Source organism: Mycolicibacterium aromaticivorans JS19b1 = JCM 16368, from assembly GCF_000559085.1.
GTDB classification, from domain to species: domain Bacteria; phylum Actinomycetota; class Actinomycetes; order Mycobacteriales; family Mycobacteriaceae; genus Mycobacterium; species Mycobacterium aromaticivorans.
Genome location: NZ_JALN02000001.1, coordinates 520,149 through 545,591, shown reverse-complemented (window position 1 = coordinate 545,591; position 25,443 = coordinate 520,149). Strand labels below are relative to the sequence as shown.

The window sequence follows — 25,443 nt, the reverse complement described above, 5'->3', positions numbered from 1 at the left end:
GCGCAATCCGCCTGGGCGGCTTGACTTTCGGGCAGCTGCGCTCTGGTGTGTTCACGCCCGGCGCACTGCGGGCGGATGCCACGCACCGGAGATCACCTCGCGGCGCGGGGCGTACAGCCGCATCGTCACCCCAAGAGTCCCCAGCGGTGCGGGCAGCCAGTTGGCCACCTTCTCGGGGCCTGGGTTGCGGTGCTGCAAGTACAGATCCAGTGAACCGTCTGCGTTGTACAGCAACGTATCCCGATCGCCGATGGCAAAGCGATCGATCTCGTTGGCGACCTGATAACCCTCGGCGTCGTACATCGTCACCGACCAGAAGGCATCCACCGGGGGGAGCTCGCCGGCATCGAAGTGGATGACGTAGTCGTTCTCGCCGGCCAGCGGCTGGCCGTCGGCGTCGGTCACCAGCATGGGATACACCGCATCCTCGGCAGGGTTGGCTCCCAGCCCCACCAGCGTGACCACGGCACGCCGCAGATACGCGTTGCCGTAGACGCCCATACCCTCGCTCAGGGTCATCCACCCGTCGACGATGTTGCCCAACGTCGGGGCGGACGACGTGATGGCGGCAAGTGCGTCCTGTGCTCCCGCCTCGATCTCGGCACGCTGCTCGGCGGAGAACCGCTGCGCATCGAACGGCTTACCCACCTCAATGCCCAGGCCGGATAGTCGGGCCAGGATCGAAAAGTCGGTCGGGTGCGGCGGATTCACGCACAGCAAATCCGCGGCGTAGGACAGATAGTCGAGTGCTGCCATGGCATTGACCTTGCGCAGCGGCTCGGTGGTGACGTCGTAGGCATCGTCCCGGACGAACGCCGGCGCTGCCGGCGGGGTCAGGGTGTAGCCGTCCTGAACGGCATGCACGGCCGGGTAGTCGGCGGGCCCGTTGGTTTGAGTACGGCCGATGATCCACACATACGGCGTCGGTGCGTGGATCACCGCAACGCCCTGCGGCAGCTCACCGCTGTGGCCGGGGCCTACGATCGCGTAGCGCTGCGGTCCGGTTCCGGACGTTCGCTTCCCGGGATTGGCGAAGACGTCGGTCCACATGTCCAGCAGTGGCAGCATGAAGTACCGGTCGTCGGTGTCGGGAACGTCGAGGATCACCGGGCCCAGGGTCAGGTCGAGCCACGCCGACGAGTACAGCGTGTCGAAGTTGGGGCGCACCACCGCGCGGAAGGCGGCGTCCGGGTACTGCCGGATGTGGTGAAACTCGTTGGGCGGCCCGGCACCGATTCCCGAACGGTTGAGTGTCTGAAGTCGCGAAACATCCATCGTTACCAACGGATAGAAGTAGATGTACGCCTCGTAGCTGAGCGTGCGCAGGTCAGCGGACAAGGTGCTCATGTGCGTCCTATCGTCGGCGTCAAATTGTGCGCCGACCCTACCCGATCGGCCTGTCTAGTCGCCCGGTTCCAGCGCGGCCTGCGTCTGCACTGGGACACCCGCGCGCTTGGAACGGCGCAACCGCCGCTCCAGCCGGGTTGCGGCCGACGACAACGCGAAGTTCGCGCTGATCATCAACACCGCGATCACGATCAACGCCGGAATGTAGTTGCCGTAGGTCGAGCCCACCACAGTGCCCTGCCGGACCATCTCCAAAAACGTGATCTGGTAACCGATCGCGGTGTCCTTCAGCACCACCACCAGCTGCGACACCAGCACCGGCAGCATCGATGTCACCGCCTGGGGGAGAAGGATCGCGCGCATCGTCTGGCCCCACCGCAGACCCAGGGCCGAAGCGGCCTCAGACTGCCCGCGCGGCAGCGAACTCACACCGGCCCGCACGATCTCGGCGATCACCGCGCCGTTGTAGAGCGTCAGTCCGGTCACCACACCGGCCAGAGCCAGCTGCTTGGAGGGAAAGACGTCATACAGCGCGAACAGGAAGTACGCGAAGATCATCATGATCAGCACGGGCACGGCGCGGAAGAACTCCACGATCACCGCGCACGGCCAGCGCACGACACTATTGGGTGACATCCGCCCCACGCCGAGGGCGAAGCCGAGCACCCCCGCCAGCACGATCGACAACGCCGCGGCGGTCAGCGTGCCCTGAATGCCGGGCAGCACATACGTTTTCCAAAGATCGGCGGTCAAGAATGGGTGCCACTTCGCGGCTGTCAGCTGACCCTTGCTCGCGAGCTTCGCGACCACGGCCCAGAGGACCAGGACCAGGACGGCGATCGTCACCACCGACGTCACCCGGTCGCGGACCTTCGCCCGCGGTCCCGGGACGTCGTAGAGAACCGAGGCTTCGCTCATCTGGCCACCGCCAACCGCTTGCCGAGCCACCCGAACAACAACCCCAGTGGCAGAGTCAGTATCACGAAGCCGATCGCGAAGATCGTGCCCACCACCAACAGTGCCGCGGTGTTCTCGATCATCTCCTTCATCAGCAGTGCCGCCTCGGCCACGCCGATCGCCGAGGCGATCGTGGTGTTCTTGACCAAGGCGATCAACACCGAGCCCAGTGGGATGATCACCGCCCGAAAAGCCTGCGGCAGCAGAATTATTCGCAGGTTCTGACCGAACGTCAGCCCCAGCGAACGAGCGGCCTCGGCCTGGCCCAGCGGGATCGTGTTGACGCCTGAGCGCACCGTCTCGCAGACGAACGAGGCCGTGTAGAGTGTCAAACCCAGTGCGGCCAGCCGAAAGTTGCTGTCCGCGATCGACGTCGGCGACTTCGGATCGGCCAGCGTGACACCCAATGTCTGCGCCAACCCGAACGAGCAAAACAGGATGATCAACGTCAGGGGCGTATTACGCACCACGTTGACGTAGGCGGTGCCCAGCGTCCGCAGCATCGGAACCGGCGAAAGTCGCATCGCCGCAAGGAATGTGCCGAGGATCAAGGCCCCGATCGCGGCGAAGAACGTGAGCTGGATGGTCGTCCAGAACGCCCGGATGATCTGGCTCTTGTACTTGCCGAGAATGTCGACGTGCTGGGCCTGCCCCGCCGTCCCGCCAGTATCCAGCGGCGGGGGAGGCGGCGCGGTGATCCCGGCCGGGCCGAGATTCTTGTCGAAGGCGGCCTTCCAGTCGCCGTCCTTCTCCATCTTCACGATCGCGTCGTTGATCTTCGTCCGCAGCTGACTGTCGCCCTTGCGCAGCCCGATACCGTAGGGCTCCTTGGAGAACGGCTTGCCGATGATCTTGAACGCGCCGGGGAACTGCGCGGCGAAGCCGGCCAGGATCACCTCGTCGGTGCTCACCGCGTCGATCGCGCCATTGCGCAACGCTTCGACACACGCCGAATACGTATCGTATTGCTGCAGTTGGACACCCGGGTATTTGTCCTTGATCCGCTGCGCGGGCGTGGATCCCGACACCGAACACAGGCGCTTGCCGTTCTGCAGCGAATCCGCGCCGGTGATGTCGTTGTTGTCGGCGCGCACCAGCAGGCTCTGACCGGTGATCAGATACGGGCCGGCGAAGTCGACCTTCTGCTTGCGGGCGTCGGTGATCGAATAGGACGCGGCGATGAAGTCCACCTGACCGTTCTGGATCAGTGTCTCGCGCTGCCCGGACGGCGCCTCTTTCCATTCGATCTCGTCCGGCTTGTAGCCGAGCTGGCCGGCGACGTAGGTGGCGACGTCGACATCGAAGCCGGCCATCGTCCCGTCCGGCTTCTTCACCGCGAGACCGGGTTGGTCGAATTTGGTGCCGATGGTGATCTTCTTGCCGCTGCCCCCGCAGGCGGTCATGGCGAATGGAAGCGCCAGCGCGATCATCGCGATCACCAGCAGGCGCACAGCCCGTGACAACATGTCTTGGCCTCTCGCGCTAGTGGTTGAGGATCTTGCCGAGGAAGTCTTTGGCGCGCTCGGATCGTGGGTTGTCGAAGAACTCGGCGGGCGGGGCGTCCTCCACGATCGCGCCCTCGGCCATGAACACCACCCGGTCGGCGGCGCGGCGAGCGAAGCCCATCTCGTGGGTGACCACCACCATCGTCATGCCCTCGGACGCCAGGGAGGTCATCACCGCCAGCACCTCGTTGACCATCTCGGGGTCCAGCGCGCTGGTCGGCTCGTCGAACAGGATCACCTTCGGGTCCATCGCCAGCGAGCGGGCGATGGCCACGCGCTGCTGCTGACCACCGGAGAGCTGAGCAGGATATTTCTCGGCCTGATTAGCCACCCCTACCCGCTCCAACAACGCCATGGCCTTTTCGCGCGCCTTGGCTTTGTCGGTCTTGCGCACCTTCACCGGCGCGAGCGTGACGTTCTCGAGGATGGTCTTGTGCGCGAAGAGATTGAAGGACTGGAAGACCATGCCTACGTCGGAGCGCAACTGCGCCAGCTTGCGCCCCTCCGCGGGCAACTGCTCGCCGTCGATTTCGATCGTCCCGGAATCGACCGTCTCCAGCCGATTTATCGTCCGGCACAATGTCGACTTACCCGAGCCCGACGGCCCGAGGACCACGACCACCTGACCGCGGTCGACCTCGAGATTGATGTTCTTGAGTACGTGTAGTTCGCCGAAGTGCTTATCGACGCCTTTGATCGAGATCATCGGCTTCTCGCCGTCGCGTCCCATGCGTTCAGACCCTACCCAGGTAACCCCCAGTTTGCCGAGCGTTGACCAATCCGCGATTTCTCTCCACCTCGCAATGCTCCGTACGATGAGCAGGTGACATCGGTGCTGACCAACAACAATCCGACGGGCGAACCGCCCGCTTCGGGTGAAGGTCGCACCTATCAGGTGCGCACCTACGGATGTCAGATGAACGTCCACGATTCCGAGCGGCTCGCCGGACTCCTCGAGGCCGCCGGATATCACCGCGCACCCGAGGGTGCCGACGCCGACGTGGTGGTGTTCAACACGTGCGCGGTCCGGGAAAATGCTGATAACAAGCTGTACGGCAACATCAGCCACCTGGCGCCGCGCAAGCAAGCCGATCCCGACATGCAGATCGCGGTGGGCGGCTGCCTGGCCCAGAAAGACCGCGAAGGCCTGCTGAAGAAAGCGCCCTGGGTCGACGTCGTGTTCGGCACACACAACATCGGCTCACTGCCCACGCTGCTCGAACGGGCCCGGCACAACCGGCAGGCTCAGGTCGAAATCGCCGAGTCGCTGCGTGAATTCCCGTCAACGCTGCCCGCTGCGCGCGAATCTGCCTACGCCGCATGGGTTTCCATATCGGTCGGCTGCAACAACACCTGCACGTTCTGCATCGTGCCAGCGCTGCGCGGCAAGGAAGTGGACCGCCGGCCCGACGAGATCGTCGCCGAGGTGCAGTCGCTGGTCGACCAGGGCGTCCTGGAGATCACCCTGCTGGGCCAGAACGTCAACGCCTACGGTGTCTCGTTCGCCGACCCCGGTACCCCCCGCGACCGTGGCGCGTTCGCCGCACTGCTGCGCGACTGTGGGCGCATCGACGGGTTGGAGCGCGTCCGGTTCACCTCACCGCACCCGGCCGAGTTCACCGACGACGTCATCGAGGCGATGGCCCAGACCCCGAATGTCTGCCCCGCCCTTCATATGCCGCTGCAGTCCGGGTCGGACCGTGTGCTGCGGGCGATGCGGCGCTCCTACCGTGCCGAGAAGTATCTCGGCATCATTGACCGGGTGCGCGCGGCTATGCCGCATGCGGCGATCACCACCGACATCATCGTCGGCTTCCCCGGCGAGACCGAGGACGATTTCGCCGCCACCCTGGACGTGGTGCGCCGGGCACGGTTCAGCACCGCCTTCACCTTCCAGTACTCCAAGCGTCCCGGCACCCCGGCCGCCGATCTCGACGGCCAGCTTCCCAAAGCCGTTGTGCAGGAACGCTATGACCGGCTCATCGAGCTGCAGGAGCAGATCTCCTTCGAGGAGAACACCGCGCAGATCGGTCGTGAGGTCGAATTGCTGGTGGCCACCGGAGAGGGCCGCAAAGACGCCAGCACCGCCCGGATGAGCGGACGCGCGCGCGACGGCCGGCTGGTGCATTTCTCGCCGGGCGATGCCACCCCGCGCCCCGGCGACATCGTGACCACAACGGTCACCGGCGCTGCTCCACACCATCTGATCGCCGATGCGCCGCTGCACCGTCACCGCCGCACCCGCGCCGGCGACGCCCACGCCGCCGGGCAACGGCCCCGTACCGTCGGTCTGGGGCTGCCGCCGGTGGGCAGACCGCAGATCGAGGAAACGACGGGATGCCAGCAATGAGTCGCCACGACGAAGACCCGAGCGAGGCCTACCGCTCCGACATGGAGAAGGCCGAGCGCAAGGTCGCCGGAGAGATCCAGCCGGGAGCTCGCGCCATGGTGGTGGCGATCCTGGTGTTCGTCCTGCTGGTGTCGCTGATCCTGCCGCACACCGGCGCCGCCCGCGGCGTCGACGTCCTGATGGGCGACGACAAGGCGATCAGTGTGGGAATCGCCCTACCGTCTCGGTTGTTCAGCTGGTTCGCGCTGGTGTTCGGCGTCGGCTTCTCGATGCTGGCACTGACCACCCGGCGCTGGGTGCTGGCCTGGGTCGCCCTCGCCGGGTCTGCGCTGTCCTGCGCGCTCGGTCTGCTGGCCGTGTGGTCCCGGCAGACGGCCGTGCACGGCCATCCCGGGCCGGGTATCGGGTTGCTGCTGGGCTGGGTGGCGGTCATCCTGCTGACCTTCCATTGGGCGCGGGTGGTCTGGACGCGCACCGCGGTGCAGCTGGCGGCCGAGGAACAGCGCCGCGCCGCCGCGAGGGAGGGCCAGTCCCGCAGCCTGCTCGACGACGTCGAGCATCGTGAGCGCAAGCAGCCTCCGGCCGCGGATTAACGCTTCTTACTGAGCGACTCGACTGCCGCGTCGGCCCACTGCCGCCATTGCTCGGCGCTGGCCCTGGCCGCTTCGGCATCTTTGGTGCGGCCCGCGGCTTCAGCCTTCTCGGCCTGCCGCTCGTACTGCTCGACCCGTGCGCGGAACTGCTCGGCGCGGGCCTGCGCCTGCGGATCGGTGCGCCCCGAGTCGGCGGCGTCGCGCACCTTCTTCTCGACCGCACGCAACCGGCGTTCCAGATCGGCCGACCGCTCCCGCGGCACCTTGCCGATCGCATCCCACTTGTCGGTGATGGTCCGCAATGCCGAGCGGGCCGCGTCCGGGTTGGAGGTGTCGAGTTTCTCCGCTTCGGCCAGCAAGGCCTCCTTGGCGGCGGCATTGGCCTGGAATTCGCTGTCGCGCTCGGCATTCACCGCATTGCGCGCGGCGAAGAAGGTGTCCTGGGCCGCCTTGAATCGATGCCACAGGGTGTCGTCGACGTCCTTGGCTGCCCGGCCGGCGGCCTTCCACTCGGCGAGCAGATCGCGGAACGCCGCCGCCGTCGCCGACCAGTCGGTGGAGCCGGCCAGCTCCTCGGCGCGCACGCACAACTGCTCCTTGGCCTGCCTGGCGCCGGCGCGTTCGCGGTCCAGGTCGGCGAAGTGCGAGCCCCGGCGCCGGTTGAATGTTTCGCGGGCCGCCGAGTAGCGCTTCCACAGCGCGTCGTCGGTCTTGCGGTCCAGGCCGGTGATGGTGCGCCACTCGTCGAGAATCGCGCGCAGCCGGTCGCCGGCGGCCTTCCACTGGGTGGAGCTCGTCGCCAGCTCCTCGGCTTCGGCGGCCAGCGCCTCCTTGCGTGCGGTCTGCTCGGCCCGGTGTTGCTCGCGACGGGCCCGATCGGCCGCCGCGGTTTCCTCGGCGTGGTCGCGGATCGCGGTCAGTCGAGCGGCCAGCGCGTCGAGGTCGCCGAGAACGCTTGCCGTGGGCAGCGTTTCAGCCAGCGAGGCAGCCGCCGCTTTGATCTTGCGGGCATCGCCGGTGCCGGAGGCCAGCCGGGTCTCCATCAGCGTGACCTCGGTGGCGAGATCTTCGAAGCGCCTGCCGAAGTGGGCGAAGGCCGCCTCGGTGTCGCCGGCCTGCCACGAGCCGATATTGCGTTCGCCGTCCGAGGTGATCAGCCAGACCGTGCCATCGTCGTCGACGCGGCCGAACCGGTGTGGGTCGCTCGATGGCGGCAGTATCACCGGGGCGGTGGGTGCGTGGGGTTTGGGGACGGGTCGTGGCGGTCCCGGTCGGGGAGCCGGCTTCGGGGCTCCGTCGGCGCTGGGTTGGTCGATCGTCATGGACTCGCCTCACCTACCCTCCGCGCGGTGTTCCCGCGCATCTGCCGCGCGACGCGGCGCCACTGCTGCACGTCCGGCGACCGTGGTCACGGCCGCCGTCCTCGTTGGTATTGAACCAGGTCGATGCCACCCATGCGCCCGGGTTGGCTGGTCTGAGGTTGCGGACGACGCCAATCGGCGGGCACGCTGACTGCCCGAGCACGAGGAGATCAGTGATGCACAGGTCGGACATCGCCACCCTGTTCGCCCTAGGGGCCGCGCTGCTGATCGCGATCGGCGACGTCATCCAGCAACGTTCCGCCCACGACGTCACCGACGAACAGGTCGGTCCCATCGCCCTGTTCCTGCAGTTGCTCAGGGACAAGACCTGGTGGCTGGGCAGCCTGGTGGCTGCCGGCGGATTCGCGTTGCAGGCTGCCGCACTGGGATTCGGCTCGGTCCTGCTGGTGCAGGCCCTGATCGTGACGTCCCTGCTGTTCGCGCTGCCGTTGAGCGCGCGCTTCGCGGGCCGTCGGATCACTCGCTACCAGTGGATCTGGGCTGTGCTGCTGGCCGCGGCCGTTGCCGTGATCGTCACGGTCGGCGACCCGTCCAAGGGGCAGGCGCGGGCCGGGTTCGAGATGTGGAGCTGGGTGGCGGCCACGCTCGGTCCGGTTTTGCTGCTATGCCTGCTGGGGGCGCGCCTCTTTCGGGGCAAACCGGTGGCGGCGGTATTGCTGGGGCTGGTGGCGGGCTCGTTGTGGGGGTTGTTCGCCGTGCTGATGAAGGGCGTGGTCGACGAACTCGATCACGGGATCGTGGCGGTGCTCAAGCTTCCCGAGCTCTACGTGTGGGCGGTGGTGGCCATCGCGGCGACGGCGATTCAGCAATCGTCGTTCCGGGCCGGGTCGATGGCAGCCTCGCTCCCCGCGGTCACGGTGAGCGAACCATTGGTCGCCTCGGTTCTCGGCGTCGCCATCCTCGGGGAGATGTTGCGCCCCGGCCGGTCCGGCTGGGCGCTTCTGGTGATCGCCGTCGTGGTGATGATCGCGGCCACGGTGGAGTTGGCCCGCACCGAGGCCGCGCCGATGCCGGATCCCGCCGAGCCGGTGGTCGGCTGACGGCCACTAGCGTGGGGGACGTGCTGTCCGCCGTTGTCCTGACGCCCTCGGCGCCCGTCCTGGTGCCCGAACTGGCCGGTGCGGCCGCCGCCGAGGTGGCCGATTTTCGCGACGCCGCGCTGAAAGCTGCCGCTGCGCTACCTGATCTGTGGGTTGCCATCGGCGTCGGCGCGGCCGATCAGACCATCGAGGCCGACACTCGCGGGACCTTCGCCGGCTACGGGGTGGAGGTCCCCGTCGCGCTGTCCCCGGACGCTGCGCCGGCGGTGCGTGGGTTGCCCCTGTGCGCACTGTTCACCGGGTGGTTGCGTGGGCAGGCAAGCCCCGCGGCCCGAGCGCAGGTCCGGGTGTACGACGCCGACCACGACGCCGACCGGGCTCTGGAGTTCGGGCGACTGCTGCGCGCCGAGATCGACGCCACCGACGACCCGGTCGGTGTGCTGGTGGTCGCCGACGGCGCCAACACGTTGACGCCGCCCGCGCCCGGCGGCTACGACCCCGCCGCGACGGCCGCGCAAGCCGCCCTCGACGATGCGCTGGCCTCAGGTGACAGTGCTGCGCTGGCCGGGCTCCCCGGCGGCATCGTCGGCCGGGTCGCGTACCAGGTGCTGGCCGGGCTGGTGGGTTCCGGGCCGCAGGAGGCCACCGAGTTGGTGCGGGGCGCGCCGTACGGGGTGGGGTACTTCGTCGGTACGTGGCATGCAGCGGAGGGCAGGAGCGCAGCGACCCGGGAATCGGCATGACCCGGCCGATCGCCGTGATCGGGCCGACGGGCACCGGGAAGTCGGCGCTGGCCCTCGACGTCGCCGAACGCCTCGGCGGCGAAATCGTCAACGCCGACGCCATGCAGCAGTACCGCGGCATGGACATCGGCACCGCCAAGCTCACCGTCGCCGAACGACGCGGCATCCCGCACCACCAGCTCGACGTCCTCGACGTGACGCAGACCGCGACCGTGGCGCGCTACCAGGAGGCCGCCGCCGCCGACGTCGAGACGATCGCGTCGCGCGGAGTGCCGCCCGTGATCGTGGGCGGCTCGATGCTCTACATCCAGTCGCTGCTCGACGACTGGGCGTTCCCGGCCACCGATCCCGAGGTGCGGGCCCGGTGGGAACGCCGGCTCGCCGAGATCGGGGTGGCCGCCCTACACGCCGAGTTGGGCCGCCGCGATCCGGCCGCGGCCGAGTCGATCCTGGCCACCGACGGCCGCCGGATCGTGCGCGCGCTGGAGGTGGTCGAACTGACCGGCCAGCCGTTCGCGGCGTCGGCACCCCAGATCGGCGCGCCGCGCTGGGACACGGTCATCATCGGATTGGACTGGGACACAAGCATTCTCGACGAGCGTCTGGCGCGTCGCACCGACCTCATGTTCGAGGCCGGCCTGGTCGGTGAGGTGCGCGCACTGCTCGACGCCGGGCTTCGGCAGGGCGTGACCGCCGCGCGGGCACTCGGCTACGCCCAGGTGCTCGCCGCGCTGGACGCCGGCGCCGGAGATCAGGATCTGGCCCAGGCGCGCGAGCTGACCTTCATCGGCACCCGGCGTTATGTGCGCCGGCAGCGGTCGTGGTTTCGCCGCGACCATCGCATCCGCTGGCTCGACGGTGCCGCCCCCGACCTTGCCGACGAGGTGGTCGCCCGGTGGCGGGACGTATCCTGATCAGGTGATCTTCGCATGATCTTCTCGAAGGGGCACGGCACCGAGAACGACTTCGTGCTGCTGCCCGACCTGCCCGCGCAGCTGGAGTTGGCGCCCGCCGCCGTGGCCGCGCTGTGCGACCGGCGCCGGGGCCTTGGCGCCGACGGCGTGCTGCGGGTCACCACCGCCGGAGCGGTCGTCGAAGCCGGCGTGCTGGACCGGCTGCCCGAAGGCGTGGACAGCGGCGACTGGTACATGGACTACCGCAATGCCGACGGCTCGATCGCCCAGATGTGCGGCAACGGGGTCCGGGTCTTCGCGCACTACCTGCGGGCCAGCGGCCTGGAGCAGCGCGACGAGTTCGTGGTCGGCACCCTGGCCGGACCGCGCCCGGTGGTCGTGCACCACGCCGACGCTCTGGCAGCCGAGGTCACCGTCGACATGGGCAAGGTCAACCTGCTCGGCAGCGGGACAGCCACCGTCGGCGGCAGGCACTTCACCGGCGTCGGTGTCGACGTCGGGAACCCGCACCTGGCCTGCCTGGATCCGGATCTCACCGAAAAAGCGCTGGCCGAACTCGACGTCGCCGCGCCGGTGCTCTTCGACCGCGGCCAGTTCCCGGACGGTGTGAACGTCGAGGTGCTGACAATCGCCCGCGATGGCGCAGTCAGCATGCGGGTACACGAACGGGGTGTCGGTGAAACACGCTCCTGTGGAACCGGAACTGTCGCCGCTGCGGTCGCGGCCCTGGCTCACCTCAACCTGTCCACCGGCACGCTGCGCGTCCGCATTCCCGGCGGCGAGGTCACCGTCGAGGTCAGCCACACCTCCAGCTCGCTGCGGGGCCCTTCGGTCCTCGTCGCGCACGGCGAACTCGCCGACGACTGGTGGGCGGCCCAACTCTGAAGGCACGTTATTCAGGTGCACGACGTCGGACACCCGTGGCACCATCGATTACCGCTTATGACAGAAACACCTATGACAAGAGCTGACGCCCCCGACCCCAGCGTCGGCGAACTCGCGCTGGAAGACCGCGCCGCCCTCAAGCGGGTGGCCGGGCTCTCCACCGAACTCACCGACATCACCGAGGTCGAGTACCGCCAGCTGCGGCTGGAACGGGTCGTCCTGGTGGGGGTGTGGACCGAGGGCAGCGCCGCCGACTCCGAGGCCAGCCTCGCCGAACTGGCTGCGCTGGCCGAAACCGCCGGTTCCGAGGTGCTCGAAGGGCTGATCCAGCGCCGAGACAAGCCCGACCCCTCCACCTATATCGGCTCCGGCAAGGCGCAGGAACTCCGCGAGATCGTCATCGCGACCGGCGCCGACACCGTGATCTGCGACGGCGAGCTCAGCCCCGCCCAGCTCAACGCGCTGGAAAAGGTGGTCAAGGTCAAGGTGATCGACCGGACCGCCCTGATCCTGGACATCTTCGCCCAGCACGCCACCAGCCGGGAGGGTAAGGCGCAGGTAGCGTACGCGCAGATGGAGTACATGCTGCCGCGGCTGCGCGGCTGGGGTGAATCGATGTCGCGGCAGGCCGGTGGCCGGGCCGGTGGTGCGGGCGGTGGCGTGGGTACCCGCGGCCCCGGTGAGACCAAGATCGAAACCGACCGACGCCGCATCCGCGAACGGATGTCCAAGCTGCGCCGCGAGATCAAGGACATGAAACAGATCCGCGACACGCAGCGCAGCCGGCGGCTGCACAGCGACACCGCGTCGATCGCGATCGTCGGCTACACCAACGCCGGGAAGTCCAGTCTGCTCAATGCGCTCACAGGTGCCGGTGTGCTGGTGCAGAACGCACTGTTCGCCACCCTCGAACCCACCACTCGGCGGGGCGAATTCGACGACGGGCGGCCGTTCGTACTGACCGACACCGTCGGATTCGTCCGGCACCTGCCCACCCAGCTGGTCGAGGCGTTCCGCTCCACCCTGGAAGAAGTTGTCGACGCCGACCTGCTGGTGCATGTGGTCGACGGGTCCGACAGCAACCCACTCGCGCAGATCGAGGCTGTTCGTCAGGTCATCCGCGAAGTGCAGAACGACCACCACGCACCGCCGGCCCCGGAGTTGTTGGTGGTCAACAAGATCGATGCGGCCGACGACCTGATGCTGGCTCAGTTGCGTCGCGCTCTGCCCGGTGCGGTCTTCGTCTCGGCGCACACCGGCGAGGGATTGCCGCGGCTGCGGGCCCGATTGGGTGAGCTCGTCGAACCGCGCGAGATCACCGTCGACGTGACGATCCCGTACGACCGGGGCGACCTGGTCGCGCGGTTGCACAGCGACGGGCACGTCGATGCCGTCGAGCACACCGAAGCGGGCACCCGCCTGAAAGCCCGGGTGCCCGCCGCGCTGGCTGCAGGCCTGCGCGAATTCAGCAGTTAGGCGGCGTCCTTCGCCGAGTTGCCGTGCCCGGAAGCGCTTGCTGCTGCGGGCTTTCCGCTTTTAGCGGTGCCCGCCTTCGCCGGCTTGCCGGAGCTCGTGACCTCGGCACCGGTCTTGGGCTTGTCGGATTTGGCTGTGAGGCTGGGCTTCGGCGTTGCCTTGCCTAGCACCGGCTTGGACACGGTTTCGGGGGCCGCCTTCTGAGCGGCAGGCGCGCTGGTGGTCGCAGTGGCCGGCGTGCTCGCCGGGGTCGAGGCCGGCGCGGACGGCGCCGCGGGGACCGCCACACCGAGGTCGCCGAGCGCGTCGTGGATACCCTGCACGGCGGCCTTGGCGAGATCGACGCCCAGCTTCACCGGATTGATCGGCGTGAAGATCGTCAAGGGTGTCGGCTGCCCGTAATTGCTTCGGTCATAACCGGTTTCGATCAGCACACGGGTAACCGGCGAGATCAGGTCGACGAACGGCTTGATGATCGCGGTGGTGCCGGTCGCGGCGCCGATGTCCAGCAGCGGCTGCATGATCGGCAGTGTCTTGGCCGGGATCGTGATGTAGAGCGTGTCGTTGTAGGTCTGGCAGTTCTTCGGGCTCTGCGAGCAGTTCATCGCGGTCTCGAGCTCAGGGATGGTGTACCCATAGGGCAACGCCGTCGACGGGTCGGTTCCCTTGGGCGCCAGGTACGTTCCATGCACGTACCAGAATCCGGCAAGCGCGTTCAGATCGGCGAGAACGTTGAGCGGATTGGCCGGGAAATCGGCCACGCCGTCGTACTGGAAGGCGATGTCGGTGGTGTTCACCGCCGGCAGCACCGTGGTGTCGGTGGGCGCGGGCTGCCCGAACGTGGTGTCCAGGATCGGCACCGTGCCGAGCATGGCGAGCCGCTCGAACAGGCCGCCGTTGGGCCGGTTGGGGTCGCCGATGAAGACGAAGGAATAGCGCTGCGGAATGACACCGCCGTTGGCGTCGGCCAGCTGACGCTTGACGAGGTTGGAGACCGTCGCGCCCTGGGAGTAGCCGAAGATCACGATGTCGCCGCCCGGATCGGTCGTGTTGGCGGCGGCTATCTGGTCGTTGAGGCTCTGCACGCCGCTGGCCACCGAGACGTTCCACTTCGCGCCGTTGAGACCGCCCCAGCCCGAGAACGGGAACGGCCAGAACTGTGCGATGTAGGGGACGGGCTCAGGAGTGCAGACTGTCGCGCAGGCGGGATCCAGCGGCTGGATGTAGTAGTTCACTGCGTTCTGCATGTAGTTAGTGCCGCGCGGCGGCAGCGACGGGTTGGGCGTGCCGGTGCCGGGAACGATCAGCGCCACCGCCGCCAGGCTGATCGCCGCGGTGATCGTGCTGGTGATAGCGAGAACGATGGTGGCGAACGTGGCCAGGACGGCCACCATCGCCGAGCGCGCGGCAGTGCGGAGATTTTTACGCATCAGCAAACTTTCCTCATCGATTTCGAGATTGCTGTGATGATGGCATGAGCGGACTTACGTCGTACGTCGAATGTGAGAAAAAGCTGAGAAAACCAGTTATCGGATGACCGGGGGTCGGTGCGCCCGCACCGGCGGCAGCGGCCCGTCGAACTTCTCGATCTGCACCAGCACTGCAGCGCCGGTGCAGCCGCGGGCCAGCGACGAGGTGCCGACGTCGTCGGTCAGCACGTTGGGGTTGCCGTGCACGCACATCGAATCCGGGTCCGAGGGATCCAGCGGGTCGTACCAAGCCCCGGTGGACAATTGCACCACCTGGGGCCTCAGCGCCTCGTCGATGACCACCCCCGCCAGGCACGATCCGCGGTCGTTGAACACCCGCACCACATCGCCGCCGGACAGCCCGCGCTGCGCGGCGTCGGACGGATGCATCCGGATCGGTTCGCGGCCCTGGACTTTGGCATTCTGGCTGACCGGACCGCCGTCGAGCTGGCCGTGCAGCCGGGTGGCCGGTTGGTTGGCGATCAGGTGAAGCGGAAAGCGTTGGGCGCGTTCGCCGCCCAGCCACTCGACGGGTTCATACCAGCGCGGGTGACCGGCGCAGTCCGGATAGTCGAAACGCGCGATGTCGTCGGAAAAGATCTCGATCTTGCCGCTGGGGGTGGCCAACGCGTGCCGCGCCGGGTCGGCGCGAAAGTCGGCCAGCAGAGTCAGTCCCGTCTCCACCGGAAGCCGCAGCATCCCGTCGGCCCAGAATTGATCGAAGCCGGGGACCGCGAAATCGATTTCTTCCGACCACTTTTCGTACATGTGCTCCAGCCACTGCCGGGCGGTGCGGCCTTCGGTGAACTGCTCGCCGAAGCCCAAGCGCTCGGCGAGCGAGGCAAAGGTGGTGTAGTCGTCCCGCGAGCGTGCGTAGGGCCGAGCCAGCGCAGGCATCGCCACCAGCAGGGGGTCGTTTCGCGACCCGGAATAGTCGTCACGTTCGAACGCGGTGGTGGACGGCACGACAATGTCGGCGTGCCGTGCCATTGCAGTCCAGTACGGCTCGTGCACCACCACGGTGTCGACGCGACCCAGCGCGCGACGCAGCCGGGACAGGTTCTGATGGTGGTGAAAGGGATTGCCGCCGGCCCAGTACACGCATTTGATGTCGGGATAAGTCAAGGTGCGGCCGTTGTAGGTGAACGTCTCACCGGGGTGCAGCAACATATCGCTGACGGCCGCGACAGGGATGAATGTGCGGACCGGGTTGACCCCCTGCGGCAGCGTCGGCAGCCGGTATCGCAGCGGCGGCAGGCCGGGTTCGTTCATCGAGCCGTACCCGTGGCCGAATCCGCCTCCGGGGAGGCCGATCTGGCCGAGCATGGCCGCCAGTGTCAGCCCCATCCACGGCGCCTGCTCGCCGTGCCGGACGCGTTGCAGTGACCAGCTGACGGTGACGATCGTGCGCCGGCTGGCCATCGTCGTGGCCAGCTCGGTGAGGATCGCGGCGTCGATGCCGCAGATCTCGGCGGCCCACTGCGGCGATTTCGGCACACCGTCCTCGGTGCCGAGCAGATACCGCTCGAACTGCTCGTAGCCGGTGCAGTAGGTGTCGAGGAACTCGCGGTCGGCGAGGTTCGCGGTGGCCAGCACATAGGCGAGTGCCAGCATGATCGCCACGTCGGTTCCGGGGACGGCCGGCAGCCAGTCGCACTCGCCGTCGACGTCGCTGCGCAGCGGGCTGATCGAGATGATCTTCCCGCCGTTGGCCCGGAACCGGTGCAGAGCGTCGCGGGCCGGGTGCCCGGTGGTCCCCCCGTGGTTGATCCCGGTGTTCTTCAGGTTCACCCCGCCGAAGCACACCATCAGCTCGGTGTGTTCGACGATGACGTTCCATTCGGTGGACCGCTTGAACAGGTCGTCATGGGTGCCGACCACCCGCGGCATTATCACGCCGGTGGCGCCCAGGCTGTACGAGTGCCGCGAGAAGGTATATCCGCCAAGCAGTTTCAGAAATCGGTGGACCTGGCTCTGGGCGTGGTGGAATCGCCCCGCGCTCGCCCAGCCGTAGGACCCGCCGTAGATGGCCTGGTTGCCGTAGGTGTCGACCACCCGGCGCAGTTCGCCGGCGAGAAGCTCCGTCAGCTCCTCCCAGTCCAGCGCGACGAACTCGTCGGCGCCGCGGGCGCTGCTCGGCCCGGGCCCGTCGAGCAGCCATCCGCGGCGGACCGCAGGTGTGGCGATGCGCGAGGAATGTCGTAGCGACCCGGGCAGGTTGCCGAGCAGGGGAGACGGGTCGGTATCGCCGGGAAAGGGGGTGACCGCGACGATGTCGCCGTCGGCGACGTCGGCGCGAAACGCTCCCCAGTGGGCGAGGCTGCTGCGGGCGTCGGACACCCCAGGAGTCTAATCGGCGGACCTTCCACCAGCGACTTTGGCGAATCCGCCCGTCGCAGCGCAGGCCCACCGTGATAACCAACCATCCGGTTGGTTATCCTCGTTTGCACACCCACAGCGCCGTCCGGAGGTTAGTCATGGCTGTCGAGAAGAACGCAACCGTCAAGTACGAGCGGACCTTGTTCGAGCCCGAGCACGACCTGTTCCGCGAGGCCTACCGGTCGTTCCTGGAGCGGCACGTCGCCCCGTTCCACGACCAATGGGAGAAGGACAAGATCGTCGATCGCGGGGTCTGGCTGGAGGCCGGCAAGCAGGGCTTCCTCGGAATGGCCGTGCCGGAGGAGTTCGGCGGCGGGGGCAACGCGGACTTCCGCTACAACGTCATCCTGACCGAGGAGACCGCGGCGGCCCGCTACAGCGGCCTCGGATTCGGCCTGCACAACGATGTTGTCGCGCCGTACCTGCTGGAGTTGACCACCGAGGAGCAGAAGCAGCGCTGGCTGCCCAAGTTCTGCAGTGGCGAGTACATCACCGCGATCGCGATGACCGAGCCCGGCACCGGTAGCGACCTGCAGGGCATCAAGACCCGCGCGGTCAAGCAAGGTGATCACTACGTGCTCAACGGCTCGAAGACGTTCATCACCAACGGCATCAACTCCGATCTGGTGATCGTGGTGGCTCAGACCGACCCCGAGAAGGGCGCGCTGGGGTTCTCGCTGTTGGTCGTCGAGCGCGGTATGGAGGGCTTCGAGCGTGGCCGCCACCTCGACAAGATCGGCCTGGACGCGCAGGACACGGCCGAACTGTCCTTCACCGATGTCAAGGTCCCTGTCGAGAACCTTCTCGGCGAAGAGGGTCAGGGCTTCATCTACTTGATGCAGAACCTGCCGCAGGAGCGCCTGAACATCGCGGTGATGGCGGCTGCCGCCATGGAGAGCGTTCTCGAGCAGACTCTGCAGTACACCAAGGAGCGCAAGGCATTCGGCAAGCCGATCGGCAGCCAGCAGAACAGCCGCTTCCTGCTGGCCGAGTTGGCCACCGAAGCGACCGCCGTCCGCATCATGGTCGACGAGTTCATCCGGTTGCACCTCGACGGCAAGCTCACCGCCGAGCAGGCCTCGATGGCCAAGTGGTACGCGGCCGAGAAGCAGGTCCATCTCGTCGACCGCTGCCTGCAGTTGCACGGCGGTTACGGCTATATGCGCGAATATCCGGTGGCCAAGGCCTACCTGGACGCCCGCGTTCAGACGATTTACGGCGGCACCACCGAGATCATGAAGGAGATCATCGGCCGCAGCCTGGGCGTCTGACCCCGCAAGCGGGGCTGAACTGCGGTTTGGTTCTCCGTCGCTCGGCTGTCGAAGCGGCGGGCGCTGGTGATGCGCCCCGGTTTGTCCTGGGAATTTAGGGTGTTTTCCCCCGTCAACGCACCGGTTATCTCGTAGAAACGCCGCGTGTCGTGAGGTGCTCAAGCACAGTTGACACGGAGGATGAGGGGAAGCATCTTGACCGACACTGCGGGGAGAGTGCATGACCAGGCTTGGAAGTCGTCTCAGTAGAGGCGTCGGGCGGATGGCGCTCGGCGTCTTCGCGACGGCTGCGGCCGCGCTGCTGTGGGCGCCCGGGGCGATCGCGAGCCCCGAAACCGACGCGGGGGACGCCATCAATCAGGCGTGGCAGACCGCGGGCGGCGATGGTTCTCCAGTGGGCACCAAGGACGGCGACGTCTACGCCGTCGGCGACGGATTCGCCCAGAACTTCAGCGGCGGCAAGATCTTCTTCACCCCGGCCACCGGCGCCCACCTGCTCTTCGGGGCGGTCCTGGACAAGTACCAGGCGCTCGGCGGTGCAGCCGACAGCGACCTCGGATTCCCCACCATCGACGCGGTCGCGGGTCTGGTGGGGCCCGACAGCCTGGTCAGCACGTTCAGTGCCAGCGACAAACCGGCCATCTTCTGGACACCGGCCACCGGCGCGTGGGTGGTACGCGGCGCGATCAACGCCGCGTGGGACAAGCTCGGCGGCTCGGCGGGCACGATGGGCGTCCCCACCGAGGACGAGACGTTCAACGGCACTGTGATCAGCCAGAAGTTCACCGGTGGCGAGATCTCCTATGACACGGCCGCGAAGACGTTCACCACCGTGCCACCCGAGCTCGCAGCCAACGTGGCCGGCGTCGAGGTGCCCACCGACGCGACGACGGTGATCAACCAGGCGTGGCGGGCCGCCGGGGGGCTGGCGGGACCGCTCGGTGCCCGCCAAGGACCGCAGCAGGCCCTCGGCACCGACGGCGCCACCCAGGATTACGCGGGCGGCAAGATCTTCTACTCACCGGCCACCGGCGCGCATGCGGTGACGGGCGCGATCCTGGCCAAGTACGAGGCGCAGGGCGGGCCGACCGGCGACCTGGGCTGGCCGACCGGGACCGAAGCCGACGGCGGCGCGCCCAACAGCCGGGTCAGCACCTTCGGTGCCGCCGACAAACCGGTGATCTTCTGGACGCCCGACAACGGCGCCATCGTGGTGCGCGGCGCAATCAACGCCGCCTGGGCCAAGCTGGGCGGCGCGACCGGCAAGCTCGGTGTACCGACCGGCGAGCAGAGCATCAGCGGCGACACCGTGACGCAGAAGTTCAGCGGCGGCGAAATCTCCTGGAACAAGGCCAGCAACACCTTCACCACCAAACCGCCGGAGCTCGCGGGTTCGCTGTCCGGCGTTCAGGTTCCGGCCGCCGGGCCGGCCGGCCCCGCGGGGGCCAAGTCCGGCAACGGTTTCGCCTTCCACTGGTGGTGGCTGCTGATCATCGTCCCGGTGCTGTTGCTGCTGGCCGTGATCGGCCTGGGCGTGCTGTGGCTGCAGCGCCGCCGCAGCGGCGGCGAGGAGATCGACGACGACTTCGACGACTCGGACTACGACGACGACGATCACTGGCCCAGTGAGGTCGCCGGTGAGGCTGACGCCGCGGCCGCCTCGCGCTTCTCGACGTACCCCGACGGCGGCGTTCCGCAGGTCGCCGCTGCGCCGGGCTTCGGCTGGGCGCCCACAGAAGACGAGAAGTCGCAGCCCGGACCCGAGGATGTGTTCGATGGCGACCAGGACTCCATCGACACCACGCCAACCCGCATCCCCGCCGAGGCCGCCGAAACCGGTGGGTACGAGGCAGGTGCGGCCGACGAGGTGCCTGCGGAACTCGAGTACGCCGAGATCGAGGACATCGACGACGAGTCAAGTGATTCAGGCCGCCATGCGGCGGTGAATCTTGGTGAGTCGCAATCGATGTGGCGACTCGATATGGGAGAGCTCGGCACGCCACGGCGACGTCGCGCTGCCGAGCCCGAGCCCGCCCCGGAGCCCGAGCCGGCACCGGAGGAGATCGTCGAGTCCGACGTCGTCGACGTCGAGGAAGAAGACTCCACGCAGCCGGCGGAAGTCCTGCAGTCCGACGTGCATGCCGAAGCCGCAGCCAATCGTCCGGCTATCCACCTGCCGCTCTCGGATCCGTATCAGGCGCCAGAGGGCTACGTGGTCAAGGCCAACACACATTCGGGGCTGTACTACACCCCGGACTCGGCGCTGTACGACCACACCGTGCCCGAAGTGTGGTTCGCCAGTGAGGAACTCGCGCAGGCGAACGGCTTCCACAAGGCGGAGTGAGGCTTTCGCCCCCTCCGCTAGACCTTGCGGAGAACGGTGACGACCTTGCCGAGGATCGCGGCGTCGTTACCGGGAATGGGGTCGAACGCTGGGTTGTGCGGCATCAGCCAGACCTGGCCGCTGGTGCGCTTGAACGTCTTCACCGTTGCCTCGCCGTCGATCATCGCCGCGACGATATCGCCGTTGTCGGCTACGTTCTGCTGACGGACCACGACCCAGTCGCCATCGCAGATCGCCGCGTCGATCATGGACTCACCGACGACCTTGAGCAGGAACAGCGACCCGTCGCCGACCAACTCGCGCGGTAGCGGGAACACGTCCTCGACGGCTTCCTCGGCGAGGATCGGGCCGCCTGCGGCGATGCGTCCGAGCACCGGCACGAAGGTCGGCTCGGGCAGCGCGTCCGAACCCGCGACTTCGGTGCGCACGTGGCTCACCGCATCGTCGGCTGCGCGGACGTCCACCGCGCGCGGCCGGTTGGCATCGCGGCGCAGATAGCCCTTGCGCTCCAGGGTGCGCAGCTGGTGGGCCACTGATGACGTAGACGTGAGCCCGACGGCGTCGCCGATCTCACGGATGCTGGGGGGATAGCCGCGGCTGGTGACTGAGGCGCGGATCACGTCGAGGATGGTTCGCTGCCGGTCGGTCAGCCCGGATGTCTCACTGCGCTCGCTCATGGGGCCGAATCTAGCCGGGCCCGCGTCAAAATTCAAACATTTGTTCGACCGTGTCGCGATTCGGTGTTCTCGGCGGCCGGCGGAGCAGAACTTGTCGGTGGCCGGATTTATTCTTCGAACACGCTCGCTCACATGTTCGGGTTTCGAACGGATGATCGAGTATATTTCGAACACAAGAGCGAACCGGGGCGGCCCTGAAGGAAGGACACGGACGTGACAGTCATCGATGATCGACAGGTTTACATCTCGGCACCGGTGTACCGGCGGACGGCCGGCGCGCCTGTTTCCCCTGCTCGGCGCCGTCCGGCCCGTGTTCGCGCGCACCGGCCGCACCCGGCTCGGCCGGCTGTCACGCCGATGCGGTACCCGGGCACGGGTGTCGCGTTCTCGCGGGCGTCGCACACACGCAGGCCGGTCAGCACGGCAGTCACGATCGCGCTGGCGGGAGTGGCCGCGTTGATCACGCTCTGGCTCGGTATGGTCGGCCACTTCAGCGCCACGCCTGCGGCCCCCGAGCGGATGCCGGACCAGCTCGCCGTCGTCCAGGTCCAGGCGGGGGAGACGCTGCAGCAGCTGGCCGGACGGGTCGCGCCGGATGCGCCCGCCGGACAGGTGGTGCAGCGCATCCGCGATTTGAACAAGCTCGAATCGGCGTCGCTGGACGCCGGGCAGACGCTGATCGCGCCGATCGGCTGACCGCCGTGCTGGCCGCAGCCGCTCCCGCGGAGGGCGCAGGTAGGCTCTCAGTGGTTCGACGTATCGGGCCATTGAGCGAAGGAGCGGTCATGCACTGTCCGTTCTGCCGCAACCCGGACTCTCGTGTTGTCGATTCCCGCGAGACCGACGAGGGCCAGGCCATCCGGCGTCGCCGCTCCTGTCCGGAGTGCGGCCGGCGCTTCACCACCGTGGAGACCGCGGTTCTGGCGGTCGTGAAGCGCAGCGGCGTCACCGAGCCGTTCAGTCGGGAAAAGGTCGTCAGCGGCGTTCGCCGGGCCTGCCAGGGCCGCGACGTCGACGACGACGCGCTCAATCTGCTGGCCCAACAAGTAGAGGACACGGTGCGGGCCGCCGGCTCGCCCGAGATCCCCAGCCACGAGGTCGGACTCGCCATCCTCGGCCCGCTTCGTGAACTCGACGAGGTCGCCTATCTGCGATTCGCGTCGGTGTACCGCTCGTTCAGCTCAGCCGAGGACTTCGAGCGTGAGATCGAGGCGCTGCGCGCCCACCGGTCCGTCGGCACGTCGGGCTGAGCAAGTTCAATCCAGCTGTCGCACACCGTCGCTGACCACTCGGCCGGCGATCAGCACCCACCCTTGCGCGTCCCACGTCGTGAAGATCTGCGATCCCTTGCCTTGTGTGATCGTCAGGTCGCGGCTCAGGTAATCGGTCACCCGTGCCGCCGCCGATCCGGTGGCCTCATCTTCCGGCACCCCGAGATCGGCGGCGAACATCCGCGACCGGAGGTGGCCGGCGTCGCGATCCAGCCACGCCCAGAGGTAATGCTCCGCGTCGTCGGAGTAGTCGTCCGGGTCGGCGGCCAGCAGCTCGTCCACCGAGTCCAGGTCGTGGATGGCGAACTCCGGCGACCACTCGGCCCGAACCCGGATCACCGTGCGATCGTCGTCGTAGGTGACTCCGACGATGCCGGCAGGAACCTGCAGGGTGTGAATCGGTGCGCCGCACTCCCGCAGCCACCAGGCCGCGCCGACGGTGGGGTGCCCGGCGAATGGCAATTCCGTGGCCGGAGTGAAGATGCGGGCGTGCGCGGTGGTTGACCCGTCGGTTGGCAGATCGATGAATACTGTTTCGCTGTAACCTAATTCGGTCGCAATGCGCTGGCGGTCACCGGGCGGCACGGTTGCCGCGTCGACCACGCCCAGCGGATTGCCGAAATTGCCACCTTCATCGGTGAATACCCGCAGCACGGTCACGTCGACGGTCATGATTCGACTTTACGACGCTGAAGTCAGGTGGCACTGCGCTCGTCGGCGCCCAGGGCATCGAGCACGGCGACCCGGGTGTCCAGCGACCCGGTGACCAGGCGTTCGGAGAGGCCGGTGCGAAGAAGTTCCCGCAAGGCGTCCTGGTCGTACTCGGCCGGGGCTGTCGCGTCGATGAACTTCTCGACGACCTCCACGAAACGGTCGGGGTCGTCGTGGAACGGGAAGTGGCCGGAGCGGCCGAAGATCTCGAGCTGGGAGCCGGGCATGGCGGAGTGTGCCATCCGGGCATGGCTGACCGGGATCACCGCGTCCAAGTCGCCCCAAATGAGTTGCACCGGAACGGATTCGGTGAGATAACATCGGTCCAGCATGGTGACCACCTGGCCGCGCCAGTCCACCACCGAGCGCAGTGTGCGGGTGAATGCCGACGAGGCCGTCGGCTCGGGCAGATCGGCCAGGATGCGCAGCGCGTCCGGCAGGTCGCGGCCCAGACCGGTGGAGCCGAAGACGCTGCCCAGCGCGCGGCCGGCAAGCTGCAACGCGGGCAGGACCATCGGCAGTCGCAGCAGGGCCAACGCCTCCCCGCCCAACGGGAGCGAGGCGGCCCGCAGCGCGATGTTGACCTCTTTGGTCACCCCGCCTGCGCTGACCAGGATCAGCCGCTCCACCAATTGCGGGAACTGGTAAGCGAATTGCATAGCCACGCCGCCGCCGAGTGAATGCCCGACCACGGTCACCTTGTCGAGGTCGAGCACGCTGAGCAGATCGCGCATGCCGTTGGCGTAGGCCGCCACCGAATAGTCGGCTCGCGGCTTGTCGGACTGTCCATGCCCCAGCAGGTCCGGGGCGATGACGGTGAACCGCTGGGCGAGCTTGCTGTGCACCGGATGCCACGTCGTCGAGTTGTCACCGATCCCGTGGATCAGCAGTAGCGCCGGACCCGACCCGGCCACCCGGAAGGCGCGCCGGTAGCCATGAATGGTCCGGAAGTGCAGGGTGGGCGTCACATCCCGCACCGGCTGGAGATTGGGCTTTCGCTGAGACTTCTGCTGAGTCTTCTGCTGAGTCACTGGCCAACCCTGTCATCGGTGCGGTGGACTCCGCTAGGTCTCGCCGCTGTCGTTGAAACCTTCTTTGAAGTCCTCGGCGTGCTGGGCCAGGAATTTCTCGAACTCCGCGCCCAACTCGTCGCCGCTGGGGAGTTCTTCGTCGCGTGCCAGCAGCGACCGGTTCTCTTGAGCGGCAACGAAAGCATCGTACTGTCGCTCCAGCGCGCTCACCACTTGAGCGACCTCCGCCGAGGCTTCGACCTGCTCGTCGATCTTGGTGCGGATGGCCGCGCCGGCATCGGTGAGCCCCCGCAACGGCACCTGCAGCGAAGTCAGCTTGGCGACCTGCTCAAGCAGCGCCTCGGCAGCGGGCGGAAAATCCGTTTGGGCCAGGTAATGGGGCACATGCACGGTGAAGCCGATGACTTCGTGGCCGTGCTGGGCCATCCGGTACTCCAGCAGGTTGGACACACTGCCGGGGACCTGCACCTCGCCGACCCACGGGGTGAATTCGGTGATCAGATCGCGGTTGTTGGAGTGCGCGGTCATCGTCACCGGCCGGGTGTGCGGCACGGCCATCGGGATGGTGCCCAGCCCGATGGTCTGGCGTACCCCGAGCTGCTCGGCCAGCAGCCGGACCGCGGTGACGAATCGCTCCCATTTCAGATCCGGCTCCAGCCCGGCGAGCAGCAGGAACGGTGTGCCGAGGCTGTCGCGCAGGGCGTACAGATTCAGCGCAGGATCGTCGTAGTCGGTGAAGTGATCGGTCTTGAACGTCATCAGCGGCCGGCGGGAGCGGTAATCCAGCAGTTCGTCGATCGCGAACGAGGCCACCAACTCGGTGTCCAGCTTGGCTTTGAGGTGGTCGGCAGCCAGACGAATCGCGCGGCCGGCGTCGGAGAAGCCTTCGAGAGCGTGAATCATCACCGGGCCACGCCCGTCGGGTGCGGACAGTTGTGGCGCCGGAAACTCCAGTTCGTACATCCCGGTCTGCTCGGGTTGGTAGGGCTGTCCCTGCTCGTCAGTCATCGTCTCCGCCTCCTCGCGGTGCCCGGGCACGTCGTCGTCCCCTTGTACCGTGACAACCAGTGTCTCTCAGGAGCCGCGGGGCCGGCGACA

22 protein-coding genes and 1 pseudogene are annotated in these 25,443 nt (G+C 67.6%); 11 read left to right on the top strand and 12 right to left on the bottom strand.

What is annotated here, in order from left to right; all coding sequences use genetic code 11:
• Positions 1-51: 51 nt before the first annotated feature.
• The 5 genes and pseudogenes from Y900_RS02605 to Y900_RS02590 form a co-directional block, all read right to left on the bottom strand.
• On the bottom strand, positions 52-1,347 hold the full coding sequence (locus Y900_RS02605; RefSeq protein WP_036338652.1) for a DUF1254 domain-containing protein: 1,296 nt from the start codon (positions 1,345-1,347) through the stop codon (positions 52-54).
• Positions 1,348-1,401: 54 nt separating this feature from the next.
• Positions 1,402-2,265, bottom strand: a complete 864-nt coding sequence (locus Y900_RS02600; protein ID WP_036338649.1) for an amino acid ABC transporter permease — start codon at positions 2,263-2,265, stop codon at positions 1,402-1,404.
• On the bottom strand, positions 2,262-2,936 hold the full coding sequence (locus tag Y900_RS32940; RefSeq protein ID WP_237752657.1) for an amino acid ABC transporter permease: 675 nt from the start codon (positions 2,934-2,936) through the stop codon (positions 2,262-2,264). The genes Y900_RS02600 and Y900_RS32940 overlap by 4 nt, the downstream gene beginning before the upstream one ends.
• A gap of 33 nt (positions 2,937-2,969) precedes the next feature.
• A pseudogene (locus Y900_RS32935) lies at positions 2,970-3,770 on the bottom strand (glutamate ABC transporter substrate-binding protein); the annotation flags it as partial.
• A 16-nt stretch (positions 3,771-3,786) separates the two neighbouring features.
• The gene (locus Y900_RS02590; protein WP_036345660.1) at positions 3,787-4,515 is read right to left on the bottom strand and encodes an amino acid ABC transporter ATP-binding protein; all 729 of its coding nucleotides are present in this window, start codon (positions 4,513-4,515) and stop codon (positions 3,787-3,789) included.
• Between the two features lie 117 nt (positions 4,516-4,632).
• Here Y900_RS02590 and miaB point away from each other — a divergent pair, with 117 nt between their 5' ends.
• Together miaB and Y900_RS02580 are read left to right on the top strand one after the other, a co-directional pair.
• Entirely contained in the window at positions 4,633-6,159 is a 1,527-nt protein-coding gene (gene miaB, locus Y900_RS02585) for a tRNA (N6-isopentenyl adenosine(37)-C2)-methylthiotransferase MiaB (protein WP_036338643.1), read from the top strand.
• Positions 6,156-6,752, top strand: coding sequence for an Rv2732c family membrane protein (locus Y900_RS02580; RefSeq protein ID WP_036338641.1), 597 nt, complete (start codon positions 6,156-6,158; stop codon positions 6,750-6,752). Before miaB ends, Y900_RS02580 begins: the two co-directional genes overlap by 4 nt.
• Here the strand turns inward: Y900_RS02580 and Y900_RS02575 are convergent.
• Entirely contained in the window at positions 6,749-8,074 is a 1,326-nt protein-coding gene (locus Y900_RS02575; protein ID WP_051659842.1) for a DUF349 domain-containing protein, read from the bottom strand. The two genes, Y900_RS02580 and Y900_RS02575, sit on opposite strands and share 4 nt — an antisense overlap.
• Before the next feature lie 215 nt (positions 8,075-8,289).
• Here Y900_RS02575 and Y900_RS02570 point away from each other — a divergent pair, with 215 nt between their 5' ends.
• The 5 genes from Y900_RS02570 to hflX all read left to right on the top strand — a co-directional run bounded on the left by Y900_RS02570 (position 8,290) and on the right by hflX (position 13,192).
• On the top strand, positions 8,290-9,174 hold the full coding sequence (locus tag Y900_RS02570) for a DMT family transporter (RefSeq protein WP_036345657.1): 885 nt from the start codon (positions 8,290-8,292) through the stop codon (positions 9,172-9,174).
• Between the two features lie 20 nt (positions 9,175-9,194).
• A complete protein-coding gene (locus Y900_RS02565) occupies positions 9,195-9,917 on the top strand; it encodes a class III extradiol ring-cleavage dioxygenase family protein (RefSeq protein WP_036345655.1) in 723 nt (240 codons plus the stop codon).
• On the top strand, positions 9,914-10,831 hold the full coding sequence (gene miaA / locus Y900_RS02560) for a tRNA (adenosine(37)-N6)-dimethylallyltransferase MiaA (protein ID WP_036338635.1): 918 nt from the start codon (positions 9,914-9,916) through the stop codon (positions 10,829-10,831). Before Y900_RS02565 ends, miaA begins: the two co-directional genes overlap by 4 nt.
• A 15-nt stretch (positions 10,832-10,846) precedes the next feature.
• A complete protein-coding gene (dapF, locus tag Y900_RS02555; RefSeq protein WP_036338631.1) occupies positions 10,847-11,716 on the top strand; it encodes a diaminopimelate epimerase in 870 nt (289 codons plus the stop codon).
• Positions 11,717-11,788: 72 nt separating this feature from the next.
• Positions 11,789-13,192 carry a GTPase HflX gene (gene hflX, locus Y900_RS02550; RefSeq protein WP_036338628.1) on the top strand — a complete coding sequence of 468 codons (1,404 nt, stop codon included), beginning with the start codon at positions 11,789-11,791 and terminating at the stop codon, positions 13,190-13,192.
• Here the strand turns inward: hflX and Y900_RS02545 are convergent.
• Together Y900_RS02545 and Y900_RS02540 are read right to left on the bottom strand one after the other, a co-directional pair.
• Positions 13,189-14,622: a PE-PPE domain-containing protein gene (locus tag Y900_RS02545; protein ID WP_051659841.1), complete on the bottom strand. Its 1,434-nt coding sequence runs from the start codon at positions 14,620-14,622 to the stop codon at positions 13,189-13,191. The genes hflX and Y900_RS02545 overlap by 4 nt on opposite strands.
• A 96-nt stretch (positions 14,623-14,718) precedes the next feature.
• On the bottom strand, positions 14,719-17,001 hold the full coding sequence (locus tag Y900_RS02540) for a molybdopterin-dependent oxidoreductase (RefSeq protein WP_036338625.1): 2,283 nt from the start codon (positions 16,999-17,001) through the stop codon (positions 14,719-14,721).
• Between the two features lie 137 nt (positions 17,002-17,138).
• Here Y900_RS02540 and Y900_RS02535 point away from each other — a divergent pair, with 137 nt between their 5' ends.
• Together Y900_RS02535 and Y900_RS02530 are read left to right on the top strand one after the other, a co-directional pair.
• Entirely contained in the window at positions 17,139-18,311 is a 1,173-nt protein-coding gene (locus Y900_RS02535; RefSeq protein ID WP_036338622.1) for an acyl-CoA dehydrogenase family protein, read from the top strand.
• A 262-nt stretch (positions 18,312-18,573) separates the two neighbouring features.
• Positions 18,574-20,655 (top strand): LGFP repeat-containing protein, encoded by a 2,082-nt coding sequence (locus tag Y900_RS02530; RefSeq protein ID WP_051659840.1) that lies wholly within the window; start codon positions 18,574-18,576, stop codon positions 20,653-20,655.
• Between the two features lie 17 nt (positions 20,656-20,672).
• Here Y900_RS02530 and lexA read toward each other — a convergent pair whose 3' ends face one another.
• Complete coding sequence (gene lexA / locus Y900_RS02525; protein ID WP_051659839.1) at positions 20,673-21,332, bottom strand: transcriptional repressor LexA; 660 nt, start codon at positions 21,330-21,332, stop codon at positions 20,673-20,675.
• Positions 21,333-21,545: 213 nt separating this feature from the next.
• On the opposite strand from lexA, the gene Y900_RS02520 reads away from it, so the two are divergent.
• Together Y900_RS02520 and nrdR are read left to right on the top strand one after the other, a co-directional pair.
• Positions 21,546-22,028 (top strand): LysM peptidoglycan-binding domain-containing protein, encoded by a 483-nt coding sequence (locus tag Y900_RS02520; RefSeq protein ID WP_036338616.1) that lies wholly within the window; start codon positions 21,546-21,548, stop codon positions 22,026-22,028.
• A gap of 89 nt (positions 22,029-22,117) precedes the next feature.
• Positions 22,118-22,582, top strand: coding sequence for a transcriptional regulator NrdR (gene nrdR, locus Y900_RS02515; RefSeq protein WP_036338613.1), 465 nt, complete (start codon positions 22,118-22,120; stop codon positions 22,580-22,582).
• Between the two features lie 6 nt (positions 22,583-22,588).
• Here nrdR and Y900_RS02510 read toward each other — a convergent pair whose 3' ends face one another.
• Genes Y900_RS02510 through Y900_RS02500 form a run of 3 tightly spaced genes read right to left on the bottom strand, consistent with a single transcriptional unit; the run spans position 22,589 to position 25,353 of the window.
• A complete protein-coding gene (locus Y900_RS02510; protein WP_036338609.1) occupies positions 22,589-23,275 on the bottom strand; it encodes a PhzF family protein in 687 nt (228 codons plus the stop codon).
• 23 nt (positions 23,276-23,298) lie between these two features.
• Complete coding sequence (locus tag Y900_RS02505; protein ID WP_036338606.1) at positions 23,299-24,345, bottom strand: alpha/beta fold hydrolase; 1,047 nt, start codon at positions 24,343-24,345, stop codon at positions 23,299-23,301.
• A 33-nt stretch (positions 24,346-24,378) separates the two neighbouring features.
• Positions 24,379-25,353: a proteasome assembly chaperone family protein gene (locus tag Y900_RS02500; protein ID WP_036345646.1), complete on the bottom strand. Its 975-nt coding sequence runs from the start codon at positions 25,351-25,353 to the stop codon at positions 24,379-24,381.
• Positions 25,354-25,443 lie beyond the last annotated feature (90 nt).